We start from the raw sequence: 25,186 nt of genomic DNA on the forward strand, positions 1-25,186 counted from the left end.
TCGTGGGTTCGCACCCCGGCCGCCCCGGCAGCCATACTCGTGCGTTGTGACTGACGCGTCGACCGACACGACCTCCCGGCTCCCTCGGCTGTCGGTGGCGATGGTGACCCTCGGCTGCGCGCGCAACGACGTCGACTCCGAGGAGCTGGCCGGTCGCCTGGAGGCGGGCGGCTTCACGCTCGTCGAGGACGCCGAGCAGGCCGACACGGTCGTGGTCAACACCTGCGGCTTCGTCGAGGCAGCCAAGAAGGACTCCGTCGACGCGCTGCTGGAGGCCGCCGACCTCAAGACCGAGCACGGCGGGAAGGCTCAGGCCGTCGTCGCCGTGGGCTGCCTGGCCGAGCGCTACGGCAAGGACCTGGCCGAGTCGCTGCCGGAGGCCGATGCGGTGCTGGGCTTCGACGACTACCCCGACATCGCCGACCGGCTGCGCTCGATCCTGGCGGGGGAGACCCACCAGGCCCACGTGCCCAGCGACCGGCGGCTGCTGCTGCCGATCAGCCCGGTCGAGCGGACGCTCTCCACCGCGGCCGTCCCGGGCCACGCCTCCGGCCCCGCGTCGGTACGCCGGCGCCTGGACTCCGGGCCGACGGCCTCGCTCAAGCTGGCCAGCGGGTGCGACCGGCGCTGCTCCTTCTGCGCGATCCCGTCCTTCCGCGGCTCCTTCGTCAGCCGGCGACCCACCGACGTGCTGGAGGAGGCGCGCTGGCTCGCCGGCCAGGGCGTGAAGGAGGTCTTCCTCGTCAGCGAGAACTCCACGTCGTACGGCAAGGACCTGGGCGACCTGCGGCTGCTCGAGACGCTGCTGCCCGAGCTGGCGGCCGTCGAGGGCGTTGAGCGGGTCCGCGTCTCCTACCTCCAGCCGGCCGAGACGCGGCCCGGACTGGTCGAGGCGATCGCGACCACGCCGGGCGTGACGCCGTACTTCGACCTGTCCTTCCAGCACGCCAGCGCCACCGTGCTGCGGCGGATGCGCCGCTTCGGCGACCCCGAGTCCTTCCTCGGCCTGCTGGAGCAGGTCCGCGGGCTGGCCCCCGAGGCGGGGGTCCGCTCCAACGTCATCGTCGGCTTCCCCGGCGAGACCGAGGAGGACCTGCAGATCCTCTGCGACTTCCTCGTCGCCGCCCGGATGGACGTCACCGGCGTCTTCGGCTACTCCGACGAGGACGGCACCGAGGCCGCTGGCTTCGAGGACAAGCTGGACGAGGACGAGGTGCGCGCTCGCGCCGAGCACGTCACCTCGCTGGTCGAGCAGCTGACGGCCGAGCGTGCCGAGGAGCGGATCGGTGAGGTCGTCGAGGTGCTCGTCGAGCAGGTCGAGGACGGGCCCGACGGGACGGAGGTCGTCGGCCGGACGGCGTTCCAGGGCCCCGAGGTCGACGGCACGACGCTGCTGACGGGGCTGGAGGGTCGGGGCGAGAGCCCCCGCCCGGGCGACCTGGTGCGCGCCGAGGTCGTCGCCTCCGAGGGCATCGACCTGGTGGCCCGAGCCCTGGAGGAGCGCGCATGAGCGACCCGACACCCGTCCCGGCGGGGGAGACGCCCAGCAACTGGAACCTCCCCAACGCCTTGACCACGCTGCGCATCGTCCTGGTGCCCTTCTTCGGCGCGGCCCTGCTGGTCGACGGCGGCGATTCCGGCACCTGGCGGACCGTGGCGTGGGCGCTCTTCGCGGTCGCGATGGTCACGGACAAGATCGACGGCGATATCGCCCGGGCACGGAACCTGGTCACCGACTTCGGCAAGATCGCCGACCCGATCGCCGACAAGGCGATCACCGGCATGGCCTTCATCGGGCTCTCGATCGTCGGCGACATCTGGTGGTGGGTCACGATCGTGGTGCTCGTGCGCGAGTGGAGCGTCACCCTGCTGCGGCTCTCGATCCTCTCCAAGGTGGTCATCGCCGCCAAGGACCTCGGCAAGCTGAAGACGACCGTGCAGGGCGTGGCGCTCGCCGGTCTCGTGCTGCCGCTGCGCGACCCTGACCTCCCGCAGGCACTCCAGACGCCCGGCGAGGTGCTGTTCTACGTCTCCCAGGCATTCCTCGTCGTGGCGGTGGCCCTGACGCTGTGGTCGGGCTGGGAGTTCTACCGCGACGTCTGGCGCCAGCGGCACCAGCTCCGGGGCTGACCTGCCACCTCACCACGGGCCCCGCGGGGCCGCCAGTGGCGAAACGTGTCGAGGTGGGCGCGCGTGCGTTGGCAACCCTTCACGGGATCCCGGACCGCCCCGCGGGGGTCGTGCGACGTTCACGTCCCAGGCGACCGAACCGTCCCCTGGCGCGGTTATGGTGCGCCGGTCCATACCACCCCTCCCACACCCGAAGGGTCCCCCACAGTGCACTCACGCTCCCCGTCGCAGCGCCGTCGCGTTGCGGCCATCGGAGTCGGGCTCGCGGTCGCCGCCACCTCGGCGTCCGTCGTCGCCACCGCTCCTGTCGCCAACGCCGTTCCTCTGGTCGACGTCACCATCGTCGCCACGAACGACTTCCACGGGCGACTGCTGCCCGCTCGTGACGCCGGCGGCGCTGCCAAGCTCGCCACCGCCGTCGACTCCGTCCGCGCCCAGTACGGCGCCGAGAACACCATCTTCGCCGCCGCCGGTGACCTGATCGGTGCCTCCACCTTCGAGTCCTTCATCCAGCAGGACAAGCCGACCATCGACGCCCTGAACGCCTCGGGGCTGGACGTCTCCGCGGTCGGCAACCACGAGTTCGACAAGGGTTACGCCGATCTCACCGATCGGGTCATGGCCCCCTTCGACGCCGAGACCAACCCCTTCGGCGGGGCCGAGTGGACCTACATCGGCGCCAACGTGAAGATGCGCGACAGCGGCGAGGACGCCCTCGACCCGACCTACGTGCAGACGATCGGTGAGGGCGACGCGGCTGTCCAGGTCGGCTTCGTCGGTGCCGTGACCGAGAACCTGCCCGAGCTGGTCTCGCCCGACGGAATCGCCGAGATCGAGGTCACCGACGTCGTCGAGGCGGTCAACACCGAGGCCGACGCGCTCGAGGCCGAGGGCGTGGACCTGGTCGTCCTCCTGGTGCACGAGGGGGCCCCCACGACCGACTGCGCCGCCATCGGCGCGCTCGGTGCCGACACCGACTTCGGCGAGATCGTCAAGAGCGTCGACTCCAGCGTCGACGCGATCGTCTCCGGTCACACCCACCTCGCCTACGACTGCCGCCTGGGCTCCGACGAGGCTCCGGCCACGATGCGCCCGGTCGTCTCGGCCGGTCAGTACGGCTTCAACCTCAACCGGTTGACCTTCACGGTGGATGCTGGCGGCCTGGTCCCTCCGGTGGTGGAGAGTTCCGAGATCATCAACGTCGCGCGCACCACCGACCCGTTCGCCGAGGACCCCGAGGTCAAGGCGATCGTCGACGACGCGGTCGCCGTCTCCACCGAGCTCGGCGCCGAGCCGCTCGGACAGATCGCGGGTCCCTTCACCCGTTCTCGTCTCGCTGACGGGACGACCGAGAACCGCGGTGGCGAGTCGACCATGGGCCACCTGGTCGCGGAGGCGCAGCGCTGGGCCTCCGACACCCAGATCGGCTTCATCAACCCTGGCGGTCTGCGCGCCGACATCCTCGGGCTGGCGGAGGGCGGCTACCCCGCCACGGTGACCTTCAAGCAGGCGGCCGACGCGCAGAGCTTCGCCAACACCCTGGTGAAGATGCAGCTCACCGGCGCCCAGATCAAGGCGCTGCTGGAGGAGCAGTGGCAGCCCGACGGCTCCTCGCGTCCCTTCTACCCGCTGGGGCTCTCCGAGGGCTTCGAGTGGAGCTACGACCCGACCGCAGCGCGCGGCGAGCGCGTCACCGGCATGTACCTGGACGGCGAGGCTATCGACCCGGCGGCCTCGTACTCCGTCGTGGCCAACAGCTTCCTCGCCTCCGGCGGTGACAACTTCTCCACCTTCAAGGAGGGGACGAACCCCCAGGACACGGGCTACGCCGACCTGCAGGCGATCGTCGACTACATGGCCGAGTTCGCGGACGACGCCCCACTGGCCGTGGACTACGCGCAGGACTCCGTCGGCGCCACGTTCCCTGAGGCGGCCCCCGCCTCGTACGGCCCCGGTGACACCCTCGAGATGACACTGTCCTCGCTCGTGCTCGCACCGACCAACAACATCTCGATGGTCCAGGACGACGAGGTCGAGCTCAGCGTGGGGGGCAAGAGCCTCGGGACCTTCCCGGTCGACCCCACCGTGATCGCGGCGAACCCCGAGAGCGGCGTCGTCTCCGACGAGAGCGGCACCCTCGCAGTGTCGACCACCCTGCCGGCGTACTCCGGCACCCCCGAGGGCATCCTGGTCACCGGCACCGAGACCGGCACCGAGATCTTGGTGCCTGTCGCCCTCGAGGAAGGTGCCGGCGAGGCCGCGGTCACGGCCAAGCGCAACCCGAAGGGTCCGCTCAAGGCCGGGAAGAAGAAGCTCAAGGTGACCGTCAAGGTCCGCCTCGACGGTGAGCCCGCTTCCGGCGAGGTCACACTGGTCGGCGCGGGGGTCGACAAGACCGTCGAGCTCAACGACAAGGGCCGGGCCGTGACCCGCATCGGTCCCTTCGAGGACAAGGGCACCCAGGTCGTCACCGTCTCCTACGGCGACGCCTCGGACACGCTCCGCTTCAAGGTCCGCTGAACCACAGCTGATCCCCAGAACGCCTCCCGGACGTTCACACCACGTCCGGGAGGCGTTCCCACGTCGTTCCTACGAGCCCGCCCCCCGGCTGGCAGCCTCGGAGCGACATCCCCCCGGCCCCTCTCGGCCCCCTCTCGGAAAGGCATCACCCGTGCCCACCACCTCTCGGGACGCCCGCCGCTGCCTCGCGCTGCTCGGCGCCGGCTCGCTCGGCCTCGCGACCCTCGTCACCGGCCTGACCCTCGCCCCCGCCCAGGCAGCCAGCACCGGCCTGGTCATCAGCGAGGCCTACGGCGGCGGGGGCAACTCCGGCGCCACGTTCACCCACGACTTCGTCGAGATCCACAACCCCACCTCGCAGCCGATCAGCGTCGACGGCATGTCGGTCCAGTACCGCTCCAGCGGCAGCACCTCGGCCGCCTCGGGCGTCACCGAGCTCAGCGGCACCGTCCCGGCGGGCGGCTACTACCTCGTCCAGCAGGCACAGGGCAGCGGAGGGACCCAGGCGCTGCCGACGCCCGACGCCACCGGCTCGATCGCCATGTCCGGCACCGCCTTCACCGTCTGGCTCGCCGAGGGCACCACGGCGCTGAACCCGCCCGCGGGGTCGCTCACCACGGTCCCGGGCGTCGTCGACCTGCTCGGCGTCAACAGCAACACGTGGGAGGGTCCGACCAAGGCCGCCGGCACCTCCAACACCACGTCCTCCGCACGCACCGCGCCCGACGCCGACCACAACGGTGCCGAGTTCGTGACCGGCGCGCCCGCCCCGCAGGCCACCGGCGGTCAGCCCGAGCCCGAGCCCGACCCGGACCCGACCGTGGCGACGATCCCCGAGATCCAGGGGACCGGCGAGGAGAGCCCGCTCGTGGGCACCGAGGTCGTGACCACCGGTGTGGTCACCGCCGTCCCCGAGTTCCTCTTCGGCTTCTACCTCCAGACCCCGGGCACCGGTGGCGTCCAGCGCGCCCAGGGCGCGGCCTCCGACGGTGTGTTCGTCTACTTCCCGCGGGGCGCCGGCGACGTCACCGTGCAGCCGGGGCAGCACGTGAAGGTCACCGGCGAGGTCGCCGAGTTCGCCGGTGCCACGCAGGTCGTCAGCAGCGAGGCGGAGGTCGAGCAGCTCGGCACCCCGTCCGAGCCGGTGACGGCGTACGCCGGGGAGTGGCCCGCCACCGACGCGGCCAAGGAGTCCCTGGAGGGGATGCTGGTCGACGTCTCCGCGCAGGAGTTCACGGTCACCAACACCTACTCCACCAACCAGTTCGGCGAGGTCGGCCTGGCCCTGGGGGACACCCCGCTGCTGCAGCCGACCGAGGTCGCGGACGCCCAGGACACCGCCGCGATCGCCGCGGTCGTGGCCGACAACGCCGCGCGGGCGATCGTGCTCGACGACGGCTCGAGCACCGACTACACCCGCAACGGCAGCCTCACCCCGCCGTACGTCTCCAACGCCGCGCCCGTGCGCGTCGGGGCGTCGGCCACCTTCACCGAGCCCGTGGTGCTGACCGAGGGCGGTTCGCCCAGCAACCCGACGTACCGCTTCCAGCCCACGGTGAGCGTCAGCGGGCCCGACTACACCGCGACCTCGCCGGCGGTCTTCGAGGACACCCGCACCGCCGCGCCCGAGGAGGTCGGCGGGGACGTCTCGGTGGCCTCGTTCAACGTGCTCAACTACTTCACCACCCTCGGTGACGCCGATGACGACAACGTCGGCGACGGCGGCTGCACCGCCTTCACCGACCGTGCCGGCGACGGCAACAACGTGCGCGGCGGCTGCGACCAGCGCGGCGCGTGGGACCCGCAGGACTTCTCCCGCCAGCAGGAGAAGATCGTCGCGGCGATCAACGCCCTCGACGCCGACGTGGTCGGCCTGATGGAGATCGAGAACTCCGCGCGCCTGGGCGAGGAGGCCGACGAGGCCACCCGCTCGCTCGTCGCGGCGCTGAACGCCGCGGCCGGCTTCGAGAAGTGGGCCGCCAACCCGTCCTCGAGCGAGCTGCCCGCGACCTCGGAGCAGGACGTCATCACCAACGCGATCATCTTCCAGCCCGCCGCGGTCGAGCGGGTCGGGGAGTCGCGCGCCCTGGGTGAGCAGTCGGGGGCCGGCGAGGCCTTCGACAACGCCCGCGAGCCGCTGGGCCAGGTCTTCGCCCCCGTCGGCGGCGGCGAGGAGCTCCTCGTCGTGGTCAACCACTTCAAGTCCAAGGGCTCCGGCGAGGACGACGGCACCGGCCAGGGCAACGCCAACCCCGATCGCGTCGCCCAGGCCACGGCCCTGCGCGACTGGGTGCCCGGCATCGCCGCCGACACCGGCACCGAGGCGATCGTGCTCCTCGGTGACTTCAACAGCTACGCGCAGGAGGACCCGATGCAGGTCCTCTACGAGGGGGGCTACGAGAACACCACGGACGCCGCGGAGACCCCGGAGTGGTCCTACTCCTTCAGCGGTCTCTCCGGCTCCCTGGACCACGTCCTCGCCAACGGCGCTGCGATGGAGGCGCTGACCGGCGTCGACACCTGGAACATCAACTCCGATGAGTCGGTGGCCCTGGAGTACAGCCGGTTCAACGTCCACGCGACCGACTTCCACCAGTCCGGCCCGTTCCGCTCCAGCGACCACGACCCGGTGAAGATCGGGCTCGACCTGGTCGAGGACGCCCCGGAGCTCGCTGCCTCGTCGGTCGAGGTCGAGGTACGGCCGAAGCAGCCGAAGGCCGGCAAGGGTCGCCTGGTCCTCAAGGTCGAGGTGGACAGTGCGGCCGGCACCCCGTCCGGCACCGTCACCGTCACCGCCGGCGGCGAGGAGGTCACCGCGGAGCTGAAGCGCTCGGGCAAGGTCGTGGTGACGATGCGCAACCCGTTCGAGCAGGCCGGCACCTACCCGGTGACGGTCCGCTACTCCGGTGACGAGGCGACGGCTGCCTCGGAGGAGACCGTGGAGGTCCGGGTCCGCCGCTGATCCCTGCACCAGCAGCACGACGCCGGTCGCGGCCTCCCAGGGGTGCGGCCGGCGTCGTGCTGTGCGGAGGACGGGCCGAGCCGCTACCTCGCCGCGTCGGCCAGGTCGAACGCCGCCTGGACCAGCGCCAGGTGGCTGAAGGCCTGGGGGAAGTTGCCGGCCATCCGGCCGGCGTCCGGGTCGTACTCCTCGGAGAGCAGGCCGACGTCGTTGACCAGCCCGACCAGTCGGTCGAAGAGGGCGTGGGCGTCGTCGAGGCGGCCGGCGCCGGTGTACGCCGAGACCAGCCAGAACGCACAGGCCAGGAACGGGTTCTCGTCGCAGTCCAGGCCGTCGACACCGGAGTCGGTGCGGTAGCGCAGGACCAGCCCGTCGCGCACGAGGTCCTCCTCGACGGCGGCGATGGTGCCGAGCACTCGAGGGTCGTCGCCGGGCAGGAAGCCGACGGCGGGTATCTGCAGCAGGGCGGCGTCGAGCTCCTTGCTGCCGTAGGCCTGCACGAAGGTGCAGCGCTCCTCGTCGTACCCGCGCTCGAGCACCTGCTCGCGCACCTGGTCGCGGATCTCCCGCCACCGCTCGACGTCGCCCTCTAGGCCGTAGTCCTCCACGGCACGGATCGCGCGGTCGAAGGCGACCCAGACCATGACCTGGGAGTGGGTGAAGTGCTGCGGCTCGCCCCGGATCTCCCAGATGCCGTTGTCGGGCTCGTCCCAGTGCTCGGTCAGGTTGTCCACGAGCGCGCGCTGGAGGGCCCACGCGTTGCCGTCCGGGTCGTCGCCCTGCTCGCGGACCCGGGTGAGTGCCTCCATGACGGTGCCGAGCACGTCGTGCTGGAGCTGCTCGACCGCCCCGTTGCCGATCCGCACGGGCAGCGACCCCTCGTAGCCCGGGAGGTGGTCGAGCTCCTCCTCGGGCAGGCGGCGTGCGCCGTCGACGGCGTACATGATCTGCAGGTCCTCGGGGTCCCCGGCGACGGCTCGCAGGAGCCAGTCGCGCCAGAGCATCGCCTCCTCGGTGAACCCGGCCTCCAGGAGCGAGCCGAGGGTGAGTGCGGCGTCGCGCAGCCAGCAGTAGCGGTAGTCCCAGTTGCGGGCCCCGCCGAAGCACTCGGGCAGCGAGGTGGTCGGCGCCGCGACGATGCCGCCGGTCTCCTCGTGGGTCATCAGCCGCAGGGTGATGAGGGAGCGCCGCACGACCTCGAGGTGCGGCAGGTCGTCGCGGCAGATCCGAGCCCAGTCCTCGTCGTCCTCCACGGTGCGGTTGATGACGTCGTCGTGCGCGGCGAGGTCGTCCAGGGTCCGGTGCGAGGGCAGCCAGGTCATGGAGAAGCGCTTCTCCTCGCCCTCGCCCACCTCGATCTCGCCCTCGTGCACGTGGTCGACGGCGACCGGGAGCTCCGGGCCGCGCAGGACCAGCAGGTCGGGTCCCGCGGTGGCGGTGATGACCCGCTCACCGTCGACCTCGTCGCGACGCACCCACGGACGGACGCTTCCGTAGTCCATCCGCACGCGCCACACGTGCCGGAACCGCACCCGCCCCCGCACCCCCCACAGCACGCGCACGACGTCGGCGCGTCCGTCCAGGCGGGGCATCAGGTCGGTGAGGGTGGCCTCGCCGTCCTCGGTGCGGAAGGTCGTCTCCAGCACCGCGGTGTCGCCGACGTACCTCCGCTCGACCGTGTAGTCGTCGACCGGCTCGAGCTGCCAGCAGCCGTGCTCCTCGGTGCCGAGCAGCGCCGCCAGGCAGGCGGGGGAGTCGAAGCGGGGCAGGCACAGCCAGTCGATCGAGCCGTTGTTGCCCACCAGGGCGGCACCGCGCCGGTCGCCGATGAGGGCGTAGTCCTCGATGCGCAGCGCCATGCGTCGAACGTACGTGTGCCAGTCTCACCCCCGTGGTGGACGATGGCAGGGACGGTGACCTGGCTCCGGAGGTGCTCGACCTCGCCCGCGAGGTGGTGGGCCTGCTGCGCGAGCGCGGTCAGGTGCTCGGCACCGCCGAGTCGCTGACCGGTGGACTGCTGTCGGGTGCGGTCACCTCGGTCCCCGGCTCCTCCGCGGCGTACGCCGGTGGGCTGGTCACCTACGCGACGCCGCTGAAGGTGGCCCTGCTGGGCGTGCCGGAGTCGCTGGTGGCCGAGCACGGCGTGGTGTCCGCGGAGTGCGCGCGGGCGATGGCGGTGGGTGCGCGGGAGCGCACCGGCGCCGACTGGGCGCTGGCCACCACCGGGGTGGCGGGCCCGGACCGGCAGGAGGGACATCCCGCCGGCACCGTCCACGTGGGCCTGGCGGGGCCGGAGGGGACCGTGGCGGGGCGGCGTCTGGACCTCCCGGGGGACCGGGCCGCCGTGCGGGCCGGCACCGTGCGCGAGGCGCTGGCCCTGCTCCGCGAGGTTCTGCTGAGCGCGAACGCGGGTCCTTGAGCGGGGATAGTCACCCGGGAAGGTCACGGCGTCCGCTAGCGTTGACCCATGGTGCTGTTCCGTCGTCTCCTGGGTGAGGTGCTCCGCGCCCACCGCGTGGACCGCGGCATGACCCTGCGCGAGGTCTCCGCCGAGGCCCGCGTCAGCCTCGGCTACATCTCCGAGATCGAGCGCGGCCAGAAGGAAGCCTCCTCCGAGCTGCTCGCCTCGCTGTGCAGCGCCCTCGACGTCCCGCTCTCCTCGGTGCTGCGCTCGGTCTCCGACGCCGTGGCCCTCGAGGAGGCCGCGATGGCTCCCACGCCCATCCCGGTCGTCCCGATCAAGCCCCCCGTGGTGGCCTCCGCGGCCTAGCCGCTCAGGTCAGCCCGGCTCCGGCTGGCAGCGCGGGCACCAGTAGATGGCTCGCTCCAGGCCCACGGGCCCCTGCATGTCCACGCGCACCGGCGTGCCGCAGCGTCGGCAGGGCGAGCGGTCGCGGCGGTAGACCCACATCCGCTCCCGCTCGCGCAGGTCTCCGGTGGTCGACTGGACCGCGCGCTCCTTGTTGAGCTCCAGCATCTGCTTGCCGCGGCGGAGCATCCGCGGCAGCGCCGGCAGGTCGCCCACCGGGACCCGGGGGTGGACCCCGGAGACGAAGCAGAGCTCGGCGACGTACATGTTGCCGAGCCCAGCGAGGTTGCGCTGGTCGCGCAGGGCGTCGCCGACCTCCCGGTCGGGCTGCTCGCCCAGCCGGCGCAGTGCCTCGGTCTCGTCCCAGTCCGCGCCGAGCAGGTCCGGGCCGAGGTGGCCGACCACCCCGAGCTCGGCGTCGGTCGGCAGCAGCTCGACGATCCCGAGGCTGAAGCCCACGGCGACCCGGGCCTCGGTCTCCAGCACGACGCGGGCCTGGTGTGTCGGCCGGGGCCAGCGGCGCCCGTGCTCCAGGACCCGCCAGGCGCCCTCCATCTTCAGGTGGGTGTGCAGCGTCCAGGCGGAGCCCTCGTGCTCGACCCGGGTCAGCAGGTGCTTGCCGCGCGAGGCGGTGGTGAGCACGAGACCGCCGCTGAGGTCGACCGTCGCGTGCTGGGGGACGCGGAAGTCGGTCGCGGTCAGCGTGCGCCCGGACAGCTCGCGGTCCAGCAGCCGCGCCGCGCGGTAGACGGTGTCGCCCTCGGGCATCAGCGCCTCGCCGGGCTCAGGCGCAGCCCGCGCGGGGTCGAGACGAAGCCGGCCTCGGTGAGGGCGGTGCGCAGCGGGGTGGTGCCCGAGCCGAGGAGCGGCTCCCCGTCGGCCTTCTCGACCGTCATCCGGCCCAGGGCGCCCCGGCCTGCGGCCTCGGCCAGGGAGCGGGCGCCCAGGCCGAGCAGCTCGGCGTCGTCGGTGAAGGTCAGCAAGGTCTTGCCGCCCCGCTCGACGTAGAGCACCAGCGAGCCGTCGACCAGCACGACCAGGGCGCCGGCCTTGCGGCCGGGCCGGTGACCACTGCCGCTCCCGGAACCGTCCTCGGCGGTCGGGCGCTCGGGCCACGGCAGCGCCGCGCCGTACGGGTTGGCCGGGTCGGTGGCGGCCAGCGCGACGGCGACCACCTCGGCGTCGGAGGCGGCATCCGGACCGGTCGCGGGGTCGGTGAAGGTGCGCAGCCGGTCGATCGCGCCGACGGTGCCGAACTGCGCAGCACCGAGGCCGGAGACGAAGTACCCCCTCCGGCAGCGGCCGGAGTCCTCGAAGGCGGCGAGCACCTTGTAGACCGCGGCGAAGCCGCCCGGCACCCGCTCGCTGGCGACCGCGCCGCGGGTGACCACGCCGTGCCGGTCGAGCAGGTGCTCGGCCGCGGCATGGGCGCGCCGGGTCGGGTCGGTGTCGAGCTCGGGGAGCAGCGCCCACCGGCCGGCGGTCTGCGGTGGCCCGGTGCGCGCGCCCGCGGCACGCAGCCGCCCGGCGGTGCCGGTGGTGGAGGCCATCCGCGGGCGGGCGGGGGCACGCTTGGTGCGGTGGGCGGTGCCGCCGGAGCGGACCAGCGCGCGCAGGGGCGCCAGCGTGTCGCCAGAGACCCGGCCGGACCACACCAGCTGCCAGAGCGTCGTGGCGAGGACGTCGTCGGTCACCGAGACCCCGGCGGCCTCGACCTGGGTGGCGAGCTGGCGGAAGAACCAGGCACCGCCGCCTGCGAGTGCGGCCAGCACGGCCTCGGCGGCCTCGGTGTGGTCGAAGGGGACCGGTTCGGGGAGCGTGAGCGGGGCCTGGTCGGCCAGGTGGAGCGAGACCCAGCCGTCGTTGGCGCCGAGCGCCCCGTGGCCGGCCCACAGCACCTCGCCGGAGGCGGTCAGCTCGTCGAGCAGGGCCGGCTCGTAGTCGCGGACCCGGGCTGCCAGCACCAGCGGCTCCAGCGCGCTCGCGGGCACCGCGCAGCCGGCGAGCTGGTCGATGGCCACGACGAGCCCGTCGATGCCGCGCAGGCCTCGGCGCCCGGTGACGTGCTGCCAGGCGGTGCCGAACCGGCCCAGCGCCTCGGGCTCGACCGGCTCGATCTCCTTGCGCAGCCGGGCCAGCGAGCGGCGGCGCAGCTTCCGCAGCACCTCGGCGTCGCACCACTCGCTGCCGCTTCCGGCGGGACGGAACTCGCCGTCGAGCACCCGCCCCTGGGCCGCGAGCCGCTGCAGGGTGAGCCGCACCACCGAGACCCCGAGCCCGAGCCGGGTGGCGACCTCCTCGGCCGTGAACGGACCGTGGGTGCGGGCGTGCCGGGCGACCAGGTCGGCCAGCGGGTCGTCGACGGGGTCGGTGAAGACGTCGGGGGTGCCGGGCGGGACCGGCACGCCGAGGCCGTCGCGGAGTCGGCCGACGTCCTCGATCGCGGCCCACCGGGCCTCCCCGCCCATCCGCACCTCGACGGCGCGGCGGGCGTCGGCCAGCTGCTCGGCCCAGCCGATGACGTCGGCACCCTCGACCGCGCGCGCGGCGAGCTCCTCGGTGCTGAGCGGGCCCAGGAGCCGCAGCAGGTCGGCGACCCCCTCGGCGTCGCGCACCCGGCGGTCCTCGGCGGTGCGTTGCAGCTCGGCCTCGACCTCCGCCAGCACGTCGGGGTCGAGCAGCTCGCGCAGCTCCGCGCGCCCGAGCAGCTCGGCGAGCAGTCCCTGGTCGAGGGAGAGCGCGGCCGCGCGGCGCTCCGCGATGGGGGAGTCACCCTCGTAGACGAACTGGGCGACGTACCCGAAGAGCAGGGAGCGCGCGAAGGGCGACGGGGCGTGGGTCGGCACGTCGACGACCTGCACCTCGCGCCGCTCCACCCTGCGCATCAGCGAGACCAGGCTCGGCAGGTCGTAGACGTCCTGGAGGCACTCGCGCACGGCCTCGAGCACGATGGGGAAGGAGGGGTACTTCACCGCGACGTCGAGCAGGGCCGCGGCACGCTGGCGCTGCTGCCACAGCGGGGAGCGGCGACCGGGGTCGCGGCGCGGCAGCAGCAGGGCCCGGGCCGCGCACTCGCGGAAGCGGGAGGCGAAGAGCGCGGAGCCACCGACCTCCTGGGTCACGACGTCCTCGACCTCGTCGGGCTCGAAGGCGACGACGTCGGCGCCCGGGGGCTCGGCGTCGGTGTCGGGGATGCGGATGACGATGCCGTCGTCGCTGGCCACGGCCTGTCCGTCGACGCCGTAGCGCTCGCGCAGCCGTGCGTTGATCGCCAGCGCCCACGGCGCGTGCACCTGGGTGCCGTACGGCGAGTGCAGCACCAGCCGCCAGTCGCCGAGCTCGTCGCGGAACCGCTCCACCAGCAGCGTGGTGTCGCTGGGCAGGACCGAGGTGGCCTCGAGCTGCTCGTGGAGGTAGTCGACCAGGTTGGTGGCCGCCCAGGCGTCGAGCCCTTGGTCGCGGACCTGCTGCTCGGCCTGCTTGCGTGGTTGCGACCCGAGCTCGCGGATCAGCTGCCCGACCGCCTGGCCGAGCTCGGCGGGGCGACCCAGGCCGTCGCCCTTCCAGAACGGCAGCCGCCCGGGGATGCCGGGCGCCGGCGTCACCAGGACCCGGTCGTGGGTGATGTCCTCGATCCGCCACGACGTCGCCCCGAGGGCGAAGACGTCGCCGACCCGCGACTCGTAGACCATCTCCTCGTCGAGCTCGCCGACCCGGGCCCCGCCCTTGCCGGTGTCGCCGCCCACCAGGAAGACGCCGAACAGGCCGCGGTCGGGGATGGTGCCGCCGCTGGTGACGGCCAGCCGCTGCGCACCCGGTCGCGCGGTGACCTGCCCCGTCACCCGGTCCCACACCAGCCGGGGACGCAGCTCGGCGAACTCGTCGGAGGGGTAGCGCCCGGTGAGCAGGTCCAGCACCGCGTCGTACGCCGAGCGCGGCAGCCCCGTGAACGGTGCTGCGCGGCGCACGAGGTCGTAGAGGGCGTCGACGTCCCACGCCTCCATCGCGGTCGTGGCGACCAGCTGCTGGGCGAGCACGTCGAGGGGGTTGGTCGGCACCTTCATCGACTCGATCAGCCCGCCGCGCATGCGCTGCACGGAGACGGCGGTCTGGGCGAGGTCGCCGCGGTGCTTGGGGAACAGCACGCCGCGTGAGACCTCGCCGACCTGGTGCCCGGCGCGCCCGACGCGCTGCAGCGCGCTGGCCACGCTGGGCGGGGACTCGATCTGCACGACCAGGTCGACCGCGCCCATGTCGATGCCGAGCTCGAGGCTGCTCGTCGCCACGACCGCGGGCAGCCGCCCGCGCTTGAGGTCGTCCTCGATGAGGGCGCGCTGCTCCTTGGAGACCGACCCGTGGTGGGCGCGGGCCAGCACGGGGGCGGCGCCCTCGGACCGCCCGGACTGCGCCATCACCTCGGCGGGCATGCCCTCCAGGTCGCCGGGCCGGCGGGCGACCAGGTCGCCCGGCTCCGGCTCGACTCCCGCGCGCTCGGCGGCGATCTCGTTGAGCCGGGCGGTGAGGCGCTCGGAGAGCCGGCGGGAGTTGGCGAAGACGATGGTGGAGCGGTGCTGCTCGATGAGGTCGGCGACCCGCTCCTCCACGTGCGGCCAGAGGCTGGAGCCGCGCTCGCTGCTGTCGGGGCCCCCGTCGGGGTCGAAGCCCTCCACACCGCCGGGGTTGGTCATGTCCTCGACCGGGACCACGACCGAGAGCTCCCACTGCTTCTCGGAGGGCGGCGCCACGATCTCCACCGGGGCCGACCCGCCGAGGAAGCGCGCCACCTCCTCCAGCGGACGCACGGTCGCCGACAGTCCGACGCGCTGCGCGGGGGAGTCGAGCAGCGCGTCGAGCCGCTCCAGGCTCAGCGCGAGGTGCGCCCCGCGCTTGGTGCCCGCCACGGCGTGGACCTCGTCGATGATCACCGTGCGCACGCCGCGCAGGGACTCCCGCGCCTGGCTGGTGAGCATGAGGAACAGCGACTCAGGGGTCGTGATGAGGATGTCGGGCGGCTTGGTCGAGAGCCGGCGGCGGTCGGCGGCGCTGGTGTCGCCGGACCGCACGCCGACCTCGACCTCCGGCACCTCGGTGCCGAGCCGGTCGGCGGTCACCCGGATGCCGGTGAGCGGGGCGCGCAGGTTGCGCTCGACGTCGACGGCCAGCGCCTTGAGAGGGCTGACGTAGAGCACCCGGCAGCGCTCCTGCCGGTCCTCCGGGGGCGGCTCGGTCAGCAGCCGGTCGAGCGACCACAGGAACGCGCTGAGGGTCTTGCCCGAGCCGGTCGGTGCGACGACCAGCGCGTGCTTGCCCGCCCCGATCGCCTCCCACGCCCCGGCCTGGGCCGGGGTCGGCTCGGCGAACGCGGCGCGGAACCAGGTCCGCGTGGGCTCGCTGAACCGCTCCAGGGCGGCGAGGGTGTCGGGCGTGTCGGGCACCGGCTCATCCTGTCCGATCCCACCGACAGTCCTCTCGCCTGACAGGGTGGAGGCATGGGAGCAGGGACGGCGAGGGGCTGGGGCGGACCGGGTCAGGCAGCGGCGTACGCCGCCACGTGCGCGCGGCTGTGCGCGGGAGCGCACCCGGCGGTGCTCGAGGCGGTGCGGCCGCTGACCGGGCGGCGGGTGCTCGACGTCGGCGCGGGCGACGGCCGGTTGGCGCGGGCGCTGCGCGGCGCCGGCGCGCACGTCGTGGCCGTCGACCCCGACCCGGACATGGCCGGTTTCACCGCCGGCCTCCCGGACCTGCCCTTCGAGGACGGTGCGTTCGACGTGGTCGTCGCCTGCTTCGTGCTCAACCACGTCGACGACCCCCGGGCCGCCGCTGCCGAGCTGGCGCGCGTCACAGCGCCCGGCGGCCGCGTCGTCGCGACGATCTGGCCCTCCGGCGCCACCGCGCAGTCGCGGATGTGGCAGCGCGTCCTCGACGCGGAGGGGGTCGTGGCCGCGCCCGGGGTGCGGTTGTCGGAGCACCTGGACTTCCCGCGCACGGTCGACGGCCTCTCCGGGCTGCTGCGCGGCGCCGGCCTGGAGGTCGAGGCGCGCGAGGTCGGCTGGACCCACGACGGCCCGCTGGCCGAGCTGTGGGAGGGCGCCGCCGCCGGGATCGGCGGGATCGGGGCGACGGTCGCCGGACAGCCGGTCGAGGTCCGGGAGCGGTTGCGGGCGGCGTACGACGTGGAGGTGGGCGCGCTCGCCGAGGACGACCGGCTCCGGTTCCGCACCGAGGCGGTGCTCGCCGTGGGCACGCGGCCGGGGAGGATGACCGCGTGAGGTTCACCGAGCACGAGATGACCGCGGCGCTGCAGGGCGCCGTCCGCGCCGCCCTGGCCGAGGACCCCGAGCAGGCGCAGGCGCTGTGGGACGGCATGGAGAAGTTCGCGCGCTTCCAGACCCTCACCCTCGTCGGCGACCAGGTCCTGCCGGTGCTCGTCGCCCTGCCCGACGTGGTGGTCGAGACCGGCACGCGCGCGGAGTACGACGACGAGACCGTCGCCCAGGTCGCCGCCCCGCTGCTGGCCGCCGAGTGGGACCGCTCCCAGGGCGACGGCTCGTGGGACTCCCAGTCCGAGGAGGACCGCGAGGCCTACCTCGACCACCGGGTCGGGCTGGTGCAGGAGGTGCTCTCCCACATGCCGCCGCGTCAGGACCCCGACGCGCTGATCGTCCCCGACCACCTGTAGGGCTGCGACCCCCCCGTCGCCGGCGGGCTGCCACCCGTCGCCGTCGCCCGAGGACGGCGGGAGTCGTCGACCCGTCCGCCTGCCCTGCGGGCGTGGGCAGGTCCGGGGTGGTGCTGCGAGCCAACCCACGTCGTCCGCCGTCGCGCGGAGCTGGCCGAGGCATGTGGAGGTCCTGGCCCGAAGCTGGTGCCGTGCAGGACCTCCAGATCCGCAGGACACGCCGTCGCCGACGGGCCTAGCGGCCCGTCCAGCGCGGCTCGCGCTTCTCGGCGAAGGCGGCGACACCCTCCTTGGCGTCATCGCTGAGGATCACCGGTGAGGCCAGCTCGCTCTGGCGCGTGAAGGCGTCTTCGGCCGGCCAGGTCGGGGCCTCCTCGACGACCCGCTTGCCCACGCGCACCGACAACGGCGCGTTGCCGGCGATCGTGGCGGCCAGCTCGAGCGCGACGGTGAGCGCGTCGCCGGGCGCGACGACCCGGTTGACCAGGCCCAGCTCGTGCATCCGGGCGGCCGGGAGCGCGTCGCCGACCAGGGCGATCTCCAGCGCGACGGCGCGGGGCAGCCGGGTCGAGATGCGCAGCAGGCCGCCGGCGGCGGCGAGCAGGCCGCGCTTGACCTCGGGGAGGCCGAAGGTGCTGTCCTCGGCGGCCACGACCAGGTCGGCGCACAGCGCCAGCTCGAACCCGCCGGCCAGGGCCGCGCCCTCGACCGCGGCGATCGTCGGCTTGGTCGGGGGCTCGGCCGTGAGGCCGAGCGGGCCACGGCGCTCGGTGACCGGGAACTGCCCCTTCGCCGCGCTGGCCAGGTCCATGCCGGCACAGAACGAGCGGCCGGCGCCGGTCAGCACCAGCACCCGCACGGAGTCGTCGGCCTCGGCGTCGTCGACGGCACGCTCGAGCAGGCGAGCGGTGCGCAGGTCGATCGCGTTGCGCACCTCCGGCCGGTCGAGGGTGATCACCAGGACGCCGTCGCCCTCGCGGTGGGTGCGCAGCGGCGCGGGCGGCGCCTCGGGCAGGTCGACCCGCTCGTCGCCGAGGACGAGGCGACCCCCCTCCTCCCGGACCGTACGACGCAGCGCGTCCGTGCCCGTGAGCAGCGCGAGGTCCTCGTCGGAGTCGAGGCGCAGCAGCACGCGGGCACCGTCGGGTGCGATCGCCGAGACGATCGCGCCCTCGCTGCGACCCTCCCGGTCGTGGGAGACCGTGACGGCCTCGACGACCGCCTCGCCGTCCAGCTCGGTGCGCACCGGGCGCGGCGCCGGCCGGTCGAAGGCGGGCTTGAGGTGGGCGAAGCGCCGCTGCGGCGGCGTGGCGGAGTAGACGCCCAGGGCGTGCTTGGTGGCGTACCACCCCAGCGAGCTCGACAGGCCGTACTCCTCGGGCCGCTCGCGCAGGGCCGGCACCATCGTGGCGACGGCGTGCAGGCCGTAGCCGTTGCCGGGCCCACCGGCAGAGGTGAGCCCGCCGGTCACCGACAGCGGTCGGGCCGGGTCGTCCCACGGCAAGCCGATGGCGGCCGCGCCGAGCTGCACGGCGGCGGGGAAGCAGGAGTAGAGGTCGATCGGGCCGAGCTCGTCGACGGTGATCCCGGCGTGCTCGAGCACCGCCGCGCCGGCAGCCGCGATGGCGGGGGAGGAGGCCAGGTCGGCACGCTCGGAGACGAACCACTCGTCGGTGGCGGAGGCCCCGGCGTGCAGGAAGACCCACTGGTCCTGCGGCACCCCGAGCGCCCGGGCCGCGGCCACGCTGGTGACGACCACGCCGGCCGCCAGGTCGACCTGGAGGTTGGCGCACATCAGCTTGGTGTAGTCCCCGGAGACCGCGCGGTTGGCCGGGGTCGGGGTCGCGACCTCCTCGGCGGTGCGGACGGTGGGGTCCCACGCATAGGGGTTGTCGGCGGCGATCGCGCTGTGGCGGGCCCAGAGGTCGGCGATCCGGTGCCGGTGCTCCTCGGCCTGCTCGCCGGAGGCGCCGCGCAGCGCGGACTCCAGCAGGGCGTAGACGTAGATCGGGGCACCGAGGCCCACGCCGGTCTCGGCCTCGTTGTTGGCCGGGCGGTCCACCCCGATCACCCGGTCCGGGGCGGCGTCCTCGGGCTGCTGGGTCCAGTCGGGCTCGCGGCCCTGCGACTGCAGGGCGGCCACGGTGGCGCCGGCCTCCGCGCCGCAGACCAGCACCACGTGCGCGGCCCCGGCCGCCACCTGGGCGGCGGCGTCGTTGATCGCCAGCTGCGCGCCGTCCCCGCCGTACGGCGAGGTCTGCACGGTCCCCGCGCCCTCGGCCCCCACCAGGGAGGCGACCAGGCCGGCCGGGTCGCCGTAGGTCCACGAGGCGCTCGGCACCGCGGTGACCAGGTCGGCTCGCGACAGCACCTCCACCCCGGCGTCCTGCTCCGCGGCGCGCAGCGCCCGCACCATCGCCTCGACCGGCTCGACGGGGTGCTCGAGGTCGGGGGTGCGCTGGACGACCTGGCCCACGCCGACGACCACCGGGGTGCTCGGGTCGAGCAGGGTGCCCGTGCGCTCGTGCACGACCGGCTCCTCGGCGACCCGCAGCCGCCCTGACGCGCCGCCCTCGAGCAGCCCGGCCAGCAGGGCGAGCGAGTCGCGCAGGGCGACCTCGACGCTGCGCACGGCGGTGAGCCCGACGGGCCCCTTGACCGGCGGGCCGTCGAGTGCGGCGTCCATCCGCACGACCGTCCCGGCGCCGTCGGGCACGACGGTGGCCCACAGGCCCACGGTGATCCCCATCGGACCGGTGCCGCGCAGTGCGAAGCCGGACCCGTCGGCACGCTCGACGGTCCACCGCGCCTGGGCGGGGATGTCCATGAGCGAGATCTGCTGGACCAGCGTCGCGCCGACCTCCATCCGGGCCGGCCGCTCGCCGCGCCAGGACAGGTGCAGCACCAGCCACTCGTGCAGCCGGTCGAGGTCGCCGAGCAGCTCCACCACGTCGGCGGGCGCGGCGGCCAGGTGCCGCTGGCCCTGCACGCGGCGGGAGTAGTCGGCCACGCCGGCGGGCTCGGGGACCACGACGTCGGAGGTCGGGGCGCTGCCGCCAGCGCCGGGGAGGACCTTCCCGACGAGGTCCCCGGCGACCACCTTCGCGGTCTGGCCGAGGACGGGGGCGAGGGTCCTGACGGTGGCGGTGGCGCGCTTCACGGACGGCGGCAGCGGGGGCATGGGCGCGAGCGTAGGACGTGTCCTCAGGTGGTGATGGTCCAGTCCGCCACGTCGATCACGAAGTGCGCCAGGACCAGCGCGCCGAGGTAGAACGTCGACACCGCCAGGGCCGCCCCGGCGCGCACGGCGAGCGGCCGGTGCCGCACCAGCGCGAAGGCGGTCGCCGCGGCCCAGCCCAGGGCGACCTCCGCCGGCACGACGTACACCGCCACGCCGACGACCCGGGTCGTGTCGCCCACCGGCTCCCAGAGCCCGAGCGTCGGGGCAAGCACCTCGGCGCCGGCGAAGACCAGCCCGGCCAGCAGCGCCGCACGGGCCGCGCTGCCACCGCTGAGGGCCAGCGCGATGAAGAGCGGCGCCACCCACATGAGCATCATCGCCAGAGGGATCACGTCGTCGAAGCGGGGACCTCCGCGGTCCGGGAAGGCCAGCGTCCCGACCACGTCGGCCAGCACCCAGTCCGGCAGCACCTGGAAGAGCGAGACGAGCACGAGGAAGCCGGCGAGCGCGTGCAGGTCCGCCTGGCCGGTCGCGCGGGTGGTGAGCAGCAGCGCGACGACGTACGCCGCCACGACGGCCAGCACGCCCCAGCCCTGCGCCGGCGGGTCGAGCGAGAGCGCCACGGCACCGCCGGCGAACAGGCCGGCGTGGACGGCGAGCAGCGGCCACAGCCCAGGCCGAGGGGCACGGGACGAGGGGACGGCGGCGTCGTCGTCGGTGGGGGTCAGCGCGGTCACGGCGGTCAACCTAGCCGCGCGACCCCGCCTGCGGGAGGCTGTCCGCACGAGGACCTAGGGTGACGCCGTGACGCTCTCGGAACCCGGGTCGATGATCCACGCGGCCGACCTGCGCAAGTCCTTCGGCGGCTTCGAGGCGGTGCGCGGCATCGACGTCGACGTGCGCCCGGGGGAGGCCTTCGGGTTCCTCGGGCCCAACGGCGCCGGCAAGTCCTCGACGATGCGGATGGTCGCGGCGGTCTCGCCGGTCAGCGGCGGCACGCTGCGCATCCTCGGGATGGACCCCGCCACCGACGGGCCGGCGATCCGGGCCCGGATCGGGGTCTGCCCGCAGGAGGACACCCTCGACACCGAGCTGACGGTCTGGGAGAACCTGTTCGTCTACGGCCGCTACTTCGGGCTGCCCAAGGCCGAGGTGCGCGAGAAGGTCGAGGAGCTGCTGGAGTTCGTCCAGCTCACCGACAAGGCGAAGGCGATGGTCGACGACCTGTCGGGCGGCATGAAGCGGCGCCTGACCATCGCCCGCTCGCTGGTGAACTCGCCCGAGCTGCTGCTGCTCGACGAGCCCACCACGGGCCTGGACCCGCAGGCCCGGCACGTGGTGTGGGACCGGCTCTTCCGGCTCAAGCAGCAGGGCGTCACGCTGGTGCTGACCACGCACTACATGGACGAGGCCGAGCAGCTGACCGACCGGCTCGTGGTGATGGACAAGGGGCTGATCGTCGCCGAGGGCTCGCCGCTGGCGCTGATCGCCGAGCACTCCACCCGCGAGGTCGCCGAGCTCCGCTTCCCGGTCGCGGCCGAGGGAGGCACGCACGAGCCGCTCGCCGAGAGCGTCGCCGACCTCGCCGAGCGGGTCGAGGTACTGCCCGACCGGCTGCTGCTCTACACCCACGACGGCGAGGAGACGATGGCCAAGGTGCACGAGCGCGGGCTCGAGCCGATCGCCACGCTGGTGCGGCGCTCCACGCTCGAGGACGTCTTCCTGCGGCTTACCGGCCGGACCCTGGTCGACTGATGGCGACCGAGCCGATCGGGAGGCCCAGCCCGGGCACCGCGCCGCGCAGCACCCTCGACGGTGCGCTGCGACTGCTGGACTACTGGACGACCGCCTACCGGCGTACGTGGAAGGGGAGCGCGGTCTCCTCCTTCGTCGTGCCGCTGCTCTACGTCCTGGCGATGGGCGTGCTGCTGGGCGGCTTCGTGGAGGCCGACCCCGCGACCCTGGAGGGCGCGACCAGCTACCTCGCCTTCGTGGTGCCGGGCATGGTCGCCGCGCAGTCGATGACCACGGTCTTCGGCGAGGTGACCTACCCCGTCATGGGCATGGTGAAGTGGCACAAGACCTACTACGCGATGACCGCCGGGCCGCTGGCCGTGCCGCACGTGGTGCTGGCGCACCTGGGGTTCGTCGCCTTCCGGGTGGCGGTGACGGCCGCGGTCTTCCTGGCGGTGGTGACGCCCTTCGGGGTGCACGAGTCGTGGTGGGGCGTGCTGCTGGCGTTCCCCGCGCAGGTGCTCATCGGCCTGGCCTTCGCCGCGCCGATCTACGCCTTCTCCGCCGGGCTGAAGGACGAGAGCGCCTTCGCGCTCGTCTTCCGGCTCGGGATGATCCCGCTTTTCCTCTTCTCCGGCGCCTTCTTCCCGGTCGCCAACCTCGACCAGCCGCTGGAGACCCTCGCGGTGCTGACTCCGCTGTGGCACGGGGTCGACCTGACCCGGATGCTCACGCTCGGCACGCTGGAGGCCGGTCCGGCACTGGTGCACGTGGCCTACCTCGGCGGGCTGGTCGTGCTCGGCTGGTGGTGGGCGCTGCGCCGCCTCGAGCGACGGATGGTCGTCTGATGGCCCTCACGCTGACAGGAGTCCAGCGCTCCACCGCCCGCAGCCTCTCGGCCGGCGAGGCGACCGGGATGCTGCTCTACCGCAACTTCCTGGCCTACCGGCGCGCCTGGTACATCTTCGCCACCGGCTTCCTCGAGCCGCTGCTCTACCTCTTCAGCATCGGCGTCGGGGTGGGTGCCCTGGTCGGGGACTTCACGTTCAACGGCCAGACGGTGCCGTACGCCGAGTTCGTCGCGCCCGGCATGCTGGCGGCCTCGGCGATGAACGGCTCGGTGCTGGACTCGACGTTCAACTTCTTCTTCAAGCTGAAGTACAACAAGCTCTTCGACCAGATGCTGGCCACGCCGCTGACCACCCTCGACATCGCCCGCGGCGAGCTGTCGTGGTCGCTGCTGCGCGGGGGGACCTACTCCGCGGGCTTCCTGCTGGTGATGCTCGCGATGGGGCTCGTCTCCTCGTGGTGGGCGGTGCTGGTCGTGCCGGCCGCCCTGCTGATCGGGGCCGCCTTCGGCGCGGTGTGCATGGCGCTGACCACCTGGATGCGCTCGTGGCAGGACTTCGAGCTGGTCACCCTCGCCACGTTGCCGATGTTCCTCTTCTCCGCGACCTTCTTCCCGGTCTCGGCCTACCCCGGGGCCGTGCGCTGGGTCGTCGAGGCCACCCCCCTCTACCGCGGCGTGGTGCTGTGCCGCGAGCTCACGACCGGTGCCGTCACCTGGGCCTCCGCCGTCTCGGTGGTCTACCTCCTCGTCATGGTGGTGGTCGGCCTGCTGCTGTGCCGCCGGCGCCTGGACTCGCTGCTGCTCACCTGAGGTCCTCGTGGTGCGGCTGGGGCCCCGGTGCATGATGTGCCGGTGCGGCACACGGAGTTCTGGGAGCGGATGGACATCGCGCTCGGGGGCGCCTCGGCGCGGTCCTGGGCGACCCTGACCGTGCTCTCCGGGCTGGGTGGGCGGACCCCGCAGGAGGCGCTCGACGCCGGCATCGCCCCCAAGGAGGTCTGGGCCGAGGTCCACCGCTTCCTCGGCCTCCCGGCGACCCTCGCGTGAGCACCGGCACCGACCCGGGCGTCGCAGCGACCATCGACCAGGCGGCCCTGCAACGCCGCACGGTGCGGGTGCTGGTGCTGACGCAGGCCGTCGGCGCGGTCGGCATCACGATCGGCATCGCCACCGCCTCCCTGCTGGCGCGCGACATCTCCGGCAGCGAGAGCCAGGCCGGTCTCGCCCAGACCGCCCAGGTGCTGGGGGCGGCCGTCGCGGCGTACCTCCTGGCCCGGGTCATGGCCCGGCGCGGTCGCCGGGTGGGTCTCGCGACCGGCTACCTCCTCGGCGCCGCCGGGGCGGTGCTGGCGGTCCTCGCGGGCGCCGTCGGCTCGATGCCGCTGCTGCTCCTCGGCGCACTGCTGCTCGGCTCCACGACGGCCGCCAACAGCGGGGCGAGGTACGCTGCCACCGACCTCGCCGAGGCCCACCACCGTGGCCGGGCCCTGTCGGTCGTGGTCTGGGCCACGACGATCGGCGCCGTCGCCGGCCCCAACCTGACCGGCCCCGCCGCGGCGCTCGCGCGGGCGCTGGACCTGCCCGAGCTGACCGGTCCCTTCGCGCTCGGTGCGATCGCGATGCTGCTGGCGGCACTCGTCGTTGGGTCGCTGCTGCGCCCCGACCCGCTCCTCACCGCCAGGACGCTCGCCGGCGCCGACGCCGGCGAGCCCGCGGGCACCTCCTGGGGTCGCGTGCGCGCCGCGCTGGTCGAGCGGCCCGTCCTCGTCGCGGCCGTCCTCGGCCTGGTCGGCAGCCACGCGGCGATGGTCGCGGTGATGGTGATGACCCCGCTGCACATGGAGCACGGGGGTGCGGAGCTGCGGATCATCGGCGTGGTCATCAGCGTGCACGTGCTGGGCATGTTCGCCTTCTCCCCGGTGGTCGGCTGGCTGGCAGACCGGATCGGCCGGGCCCCGGTGCTCGGGATCGGTGGCGGGCTGCTGGGCCTCTCGCTGCTGCTGTCCGGCGCCGCGCCGGAGGGCAGCTCGTGGCAGATCTTCGGGGGCCTCTTCCTGCTCGGCCTGGGCTGGTCCTTCGGCACCGTCGCCGCCTCCACGCTCATCGCCGACCACGCCCCGCTGGACGCCCGCGCCGACGTCCAGGGCGCCGCGGACCTCGTGATGAACCTCGGTGCCGCGGTCGCCGGCGGCCTGGCCGGCGTCGTCGTGGGCGCGTTCGGGTACGGCACGCTCTCGCACGGCTCGCTGGCCCTCGCCCTGCTCGTGGTCGTCGCGGCGGTGCTCGCCCGGACGGGTCGCGAGCGGCTGGCACAGTGACCG

The 25,186-nt window shown here is 73.8% G+C and carries 18 protein-coding genes; 13 read left to right on the forward strand and 5 right to left on the reverse strand.

Annotated features, from left to right (window positions below):
- Positions 1–100 precede the first annotated feature (100 nt).
- From rimO to Q1V71_RS09120, 4 genes are all read left to right on the forward strand, one after another.
- Positions 101–1,510, forward strand: coding sequence for a 30S ribosomal protein S12 methylthiotransferase RimO (gene rimO / locus Q1V71_RS09105; protein WP_300643466.1), 1,410 nt, complete (start codon positions 101–103; stop codon positions 1,508–1,510).
- Complete coding sequence (gene pgsA / locus Q1V71_RS09110; RefSeq protein ID WP_300643074.1) at positions 1,507–2,130, forward strand: CDP-diacylglycerol--glycerol-3-phosphate 3-phosphatidyltransferase; 624 nt, start codon at positions 1,507–1,509, stop codon at positions 2,128–2,130. Before rimO ends, pgsA begins: the two co-directional genes overlap by 4 nt.
- A gap of 207 nt (positions 2,131–2,337) precedes the next feature.
- On the forward strand, positions 2,338–4,650 hold the full coding sequence (locus Q1V71_RS09115; RefSeq protein WP_300643076.1) for a bifunctional UDP-sugar hydrolase/5'-nucleotidase: 2,313 nt from the start codon (positions 2,338–2,340) through the stop codon (positions 4,648–4,650).
- Positions 4,651–4,801: 151 nt separating this feature from the next.
- Positions 4,802–7,612, forward strand: a complete 2,811-nt coding sequence (locus Q1V71_RS09120) for an ExeM/NucH family extracellular endonuclease (RefSeq protein ID WP_300643078.1) — start codon at positions 4,802–4,804, stop codon at positions 7,610–7,612.
- An 83-nt stretch (positions 7,613–7,695) separates the two neighbouring features.
- On the opposite strand, the gene Q1V71_RS09125 is transcribed toward Q1V71_RS09120, so the two are convergent.
- A complete protein-coding gene (locus tag Q1V71_RS09125; RefSeq protein ID WP_300643080.1) occupies positions 7,696–9,471 on the reverse strand; it encodes a glycoside hydrolase family 15 protein in 1,776 nt (591 codons plus the stop codon).
- A gap of 32 nt (positions 9,472–9,503) precedes the next feature.
- Here Q1V71_RS09125 and Q1V71_RS09130 point away from each other — a divergent pair, with 32 nt between their 5' ends.
- Together Q1V71_RS09130 and Q1V71_RS09135 are read left to right on the forward strand one after the other, a co-directional pair.
- On the forward strand, positions 9,504–10,031 hold the full coding sequence (locus Q1V71_RS09130) for a CinA family protein (RefSeq protein ID WP_300643082.1): 528 nt from the start codon (positions 9,504–9,506) through the stop codon (positions 10,029–10,031).
- A gap of 48 nt (positions 10,032–10,079) precedes the next feature.
- On the forward strand, positions 10,080–10,382 hold the full coding sequence (locus Q1V71_RS09135; protein WP_300643084.1) for a helix-turn-helix transcriptional regulator: 303 nt from the start codon (positions 10,080–10,082) through the stop codon (positions 10,380–10,382).
- Between the two features lie 9 nt (positions 10,383–10,391).
- Here Q1V71_RS09135 and Q1V71_RS09140 read toward each other — a convergent pair whose 3' ends face one another.
- Positions 10,392–11,189 (reverse strand): DNA-formamidopyrimidine glycosylase family protein, encoded by a 798-nt coding sequence (locus Q1V71_RS09140; RefSeq protein WP_300643086.1) that lies wholly within the window; start codon positions 11,187–11,189, stop codon positions 10,392–10,394.
- Positions 11,189–15,856: an ATP-dependent helicase gene (locus Q1V71_RS09145; protein WP_300643088.1), complete on the reverse strand. Its 4,668-nt coding sequence runs from the start codon at positions 15,854–15,856 to the stop codon at positions 11,189–11,191. Before Q1V71_RS09145 ends, Q1V71_RS09140 begins: the two co-directional genes overlap by 1 nt.
- A 54-nt stretch (positions 15,857–15,910) precedes the next feature.
- Between Q1V71_RS09145 and Q1V71_RS09150 the strand changes: the two genes are divergently transcribed.
- Together Q1V71_RS09150 and Q1V71_RS09155 are read left to right on the forward strand one after the other, a co-directional pair.
- Entirely contained in the window at positions 15,911–16,690 is a 780-nt protein-coding gene (locus tag Q1V71_RS09150; protein WP_300643090.1) for a class I SAM-dependent methyltransferase, read from the forward strand.
- The gene (locus Q1V71_RS09155; protein ID WP_300643092.1) at positions 16,687–17,100 is read left to right on the forward strand and encodes a hypothetical protein; all 414 of its coding nucleotides are present in this window, start codon (positions 16,687–16,689) and stop codon (positions 17,098–17,100) included. Before Q1V71_RS09150 ends, Q1V71_RS09155 begins: the two co-directional genes overlap by 4 nt.
- Positions 17,101–17,335: 235 nt before the next feature.
- Here the strand turns inward: Q1V71_RS09155 and Q1V71_RS09160 are convergent, their stop codons facing one another.
- Positions 17,336–20,281, reverse strand: a complete 2,946-nt coding sequence (locus tag Q1V71_RS09160) for a crotonase/enoyl-CoA hydratase family protein (RefSeq protein ID WP_300643094.1) — start codon at positions 20,279–20,281, stop codon at positions 17,336–17,338.
- Between the two features lie 23 nt (positions 20,282–20,304).
- Positions 20,305–21,018, reverse strand: a complete 714-nt coding sequence (locus tag Q1V71_RS09165; protein ID WP_300643096.1) for a hypothetical protein — start codon at positions 21,016–21,018, stop codon at positions 20,305–20,307.
- Positions 21,019–21,109: 91 nt separating this feature from the next.
- On the opposite strand from Q1V71_RS09165, the gene Q1V71_RS09170 reads away from it, so the two are divergent.
- The 5 genes from Q1V71_RS09170 to Q1V71_RS09190 are packed head-to-tail and all read left to right on the forward strand — an operon-like array spanning position 21,110 to position 25,183.
- Complete coding sequence (locus Q1V71_RS09170; protein WP_300643468.1) at positions 21,110–22,036, forward strand: ABC transporter ATP-binding protein; 927 nt, start codon at positions 21,110–21,112, stop codon at positions 22,034–22,036.
- Entirely contained in the window at positions 22,036–22,863 is an 828-nt protein-coding gene (locus Q1V71_RS09175) for an ABC transporter permease (RefSeq protein ID WP_300643098.1), read from the forward strand. The genes Q1V71_RS09170 and Q1V71_RS09175 overlap by 1 nt, the downstream gene beginning before the upstream one ends.
- Positions 22,863–23,675, forward strand: a complete 813-nt coding sequence (locus Q1V71_RS09180) for an ABC transporter permease (protein ID WP_300643099.1) — start codon at positions 22,863–22,865, stop codon at positions 23,673–23,675. Before Q1V71_RS09175 ends, Q1V71_RS09180 begins: the two co-directional genes overlap by 1 nt.
- Before the next feature lie 42 nt (positions 23,676–23,717).
- Positions 23,718–23,912 (forward strand): DUF3046 domain-containing protein, encoded by a 195-nt coding sequence (locus tag Q1V71_RS09185; protein WP_300643101.1) that lies wholly within the window; start codon positions 23,718–23,720, stop codon positions 23,910–23,912.
- Complete coding sequence (locus Q1V71_RS09190) at positions 23,909–25,183, forward strand: MFS transporter (RefSeq protein WP_300643103.1); 1,275 nt, start codon at positions 23,909–23,911, stop codon at positions 25,181–25,183. Before Q1V71_RS09185 ends, Q1V71_RS09190 begins: the two co-directional genes overlap by 4 nt.
- Positions 25,184–25,186 lie beyond the last annotated feature (3 nt).

The sequence above is a fragment of the Nocardioides sp. genome (assembly GCF_030149505.1).
Classification (GTDB): domain Bacteria; phylum Actinomycetota; class Actinomycetes; order Propionibacteriales; family Nocardioidaceae; genus Nocardioides.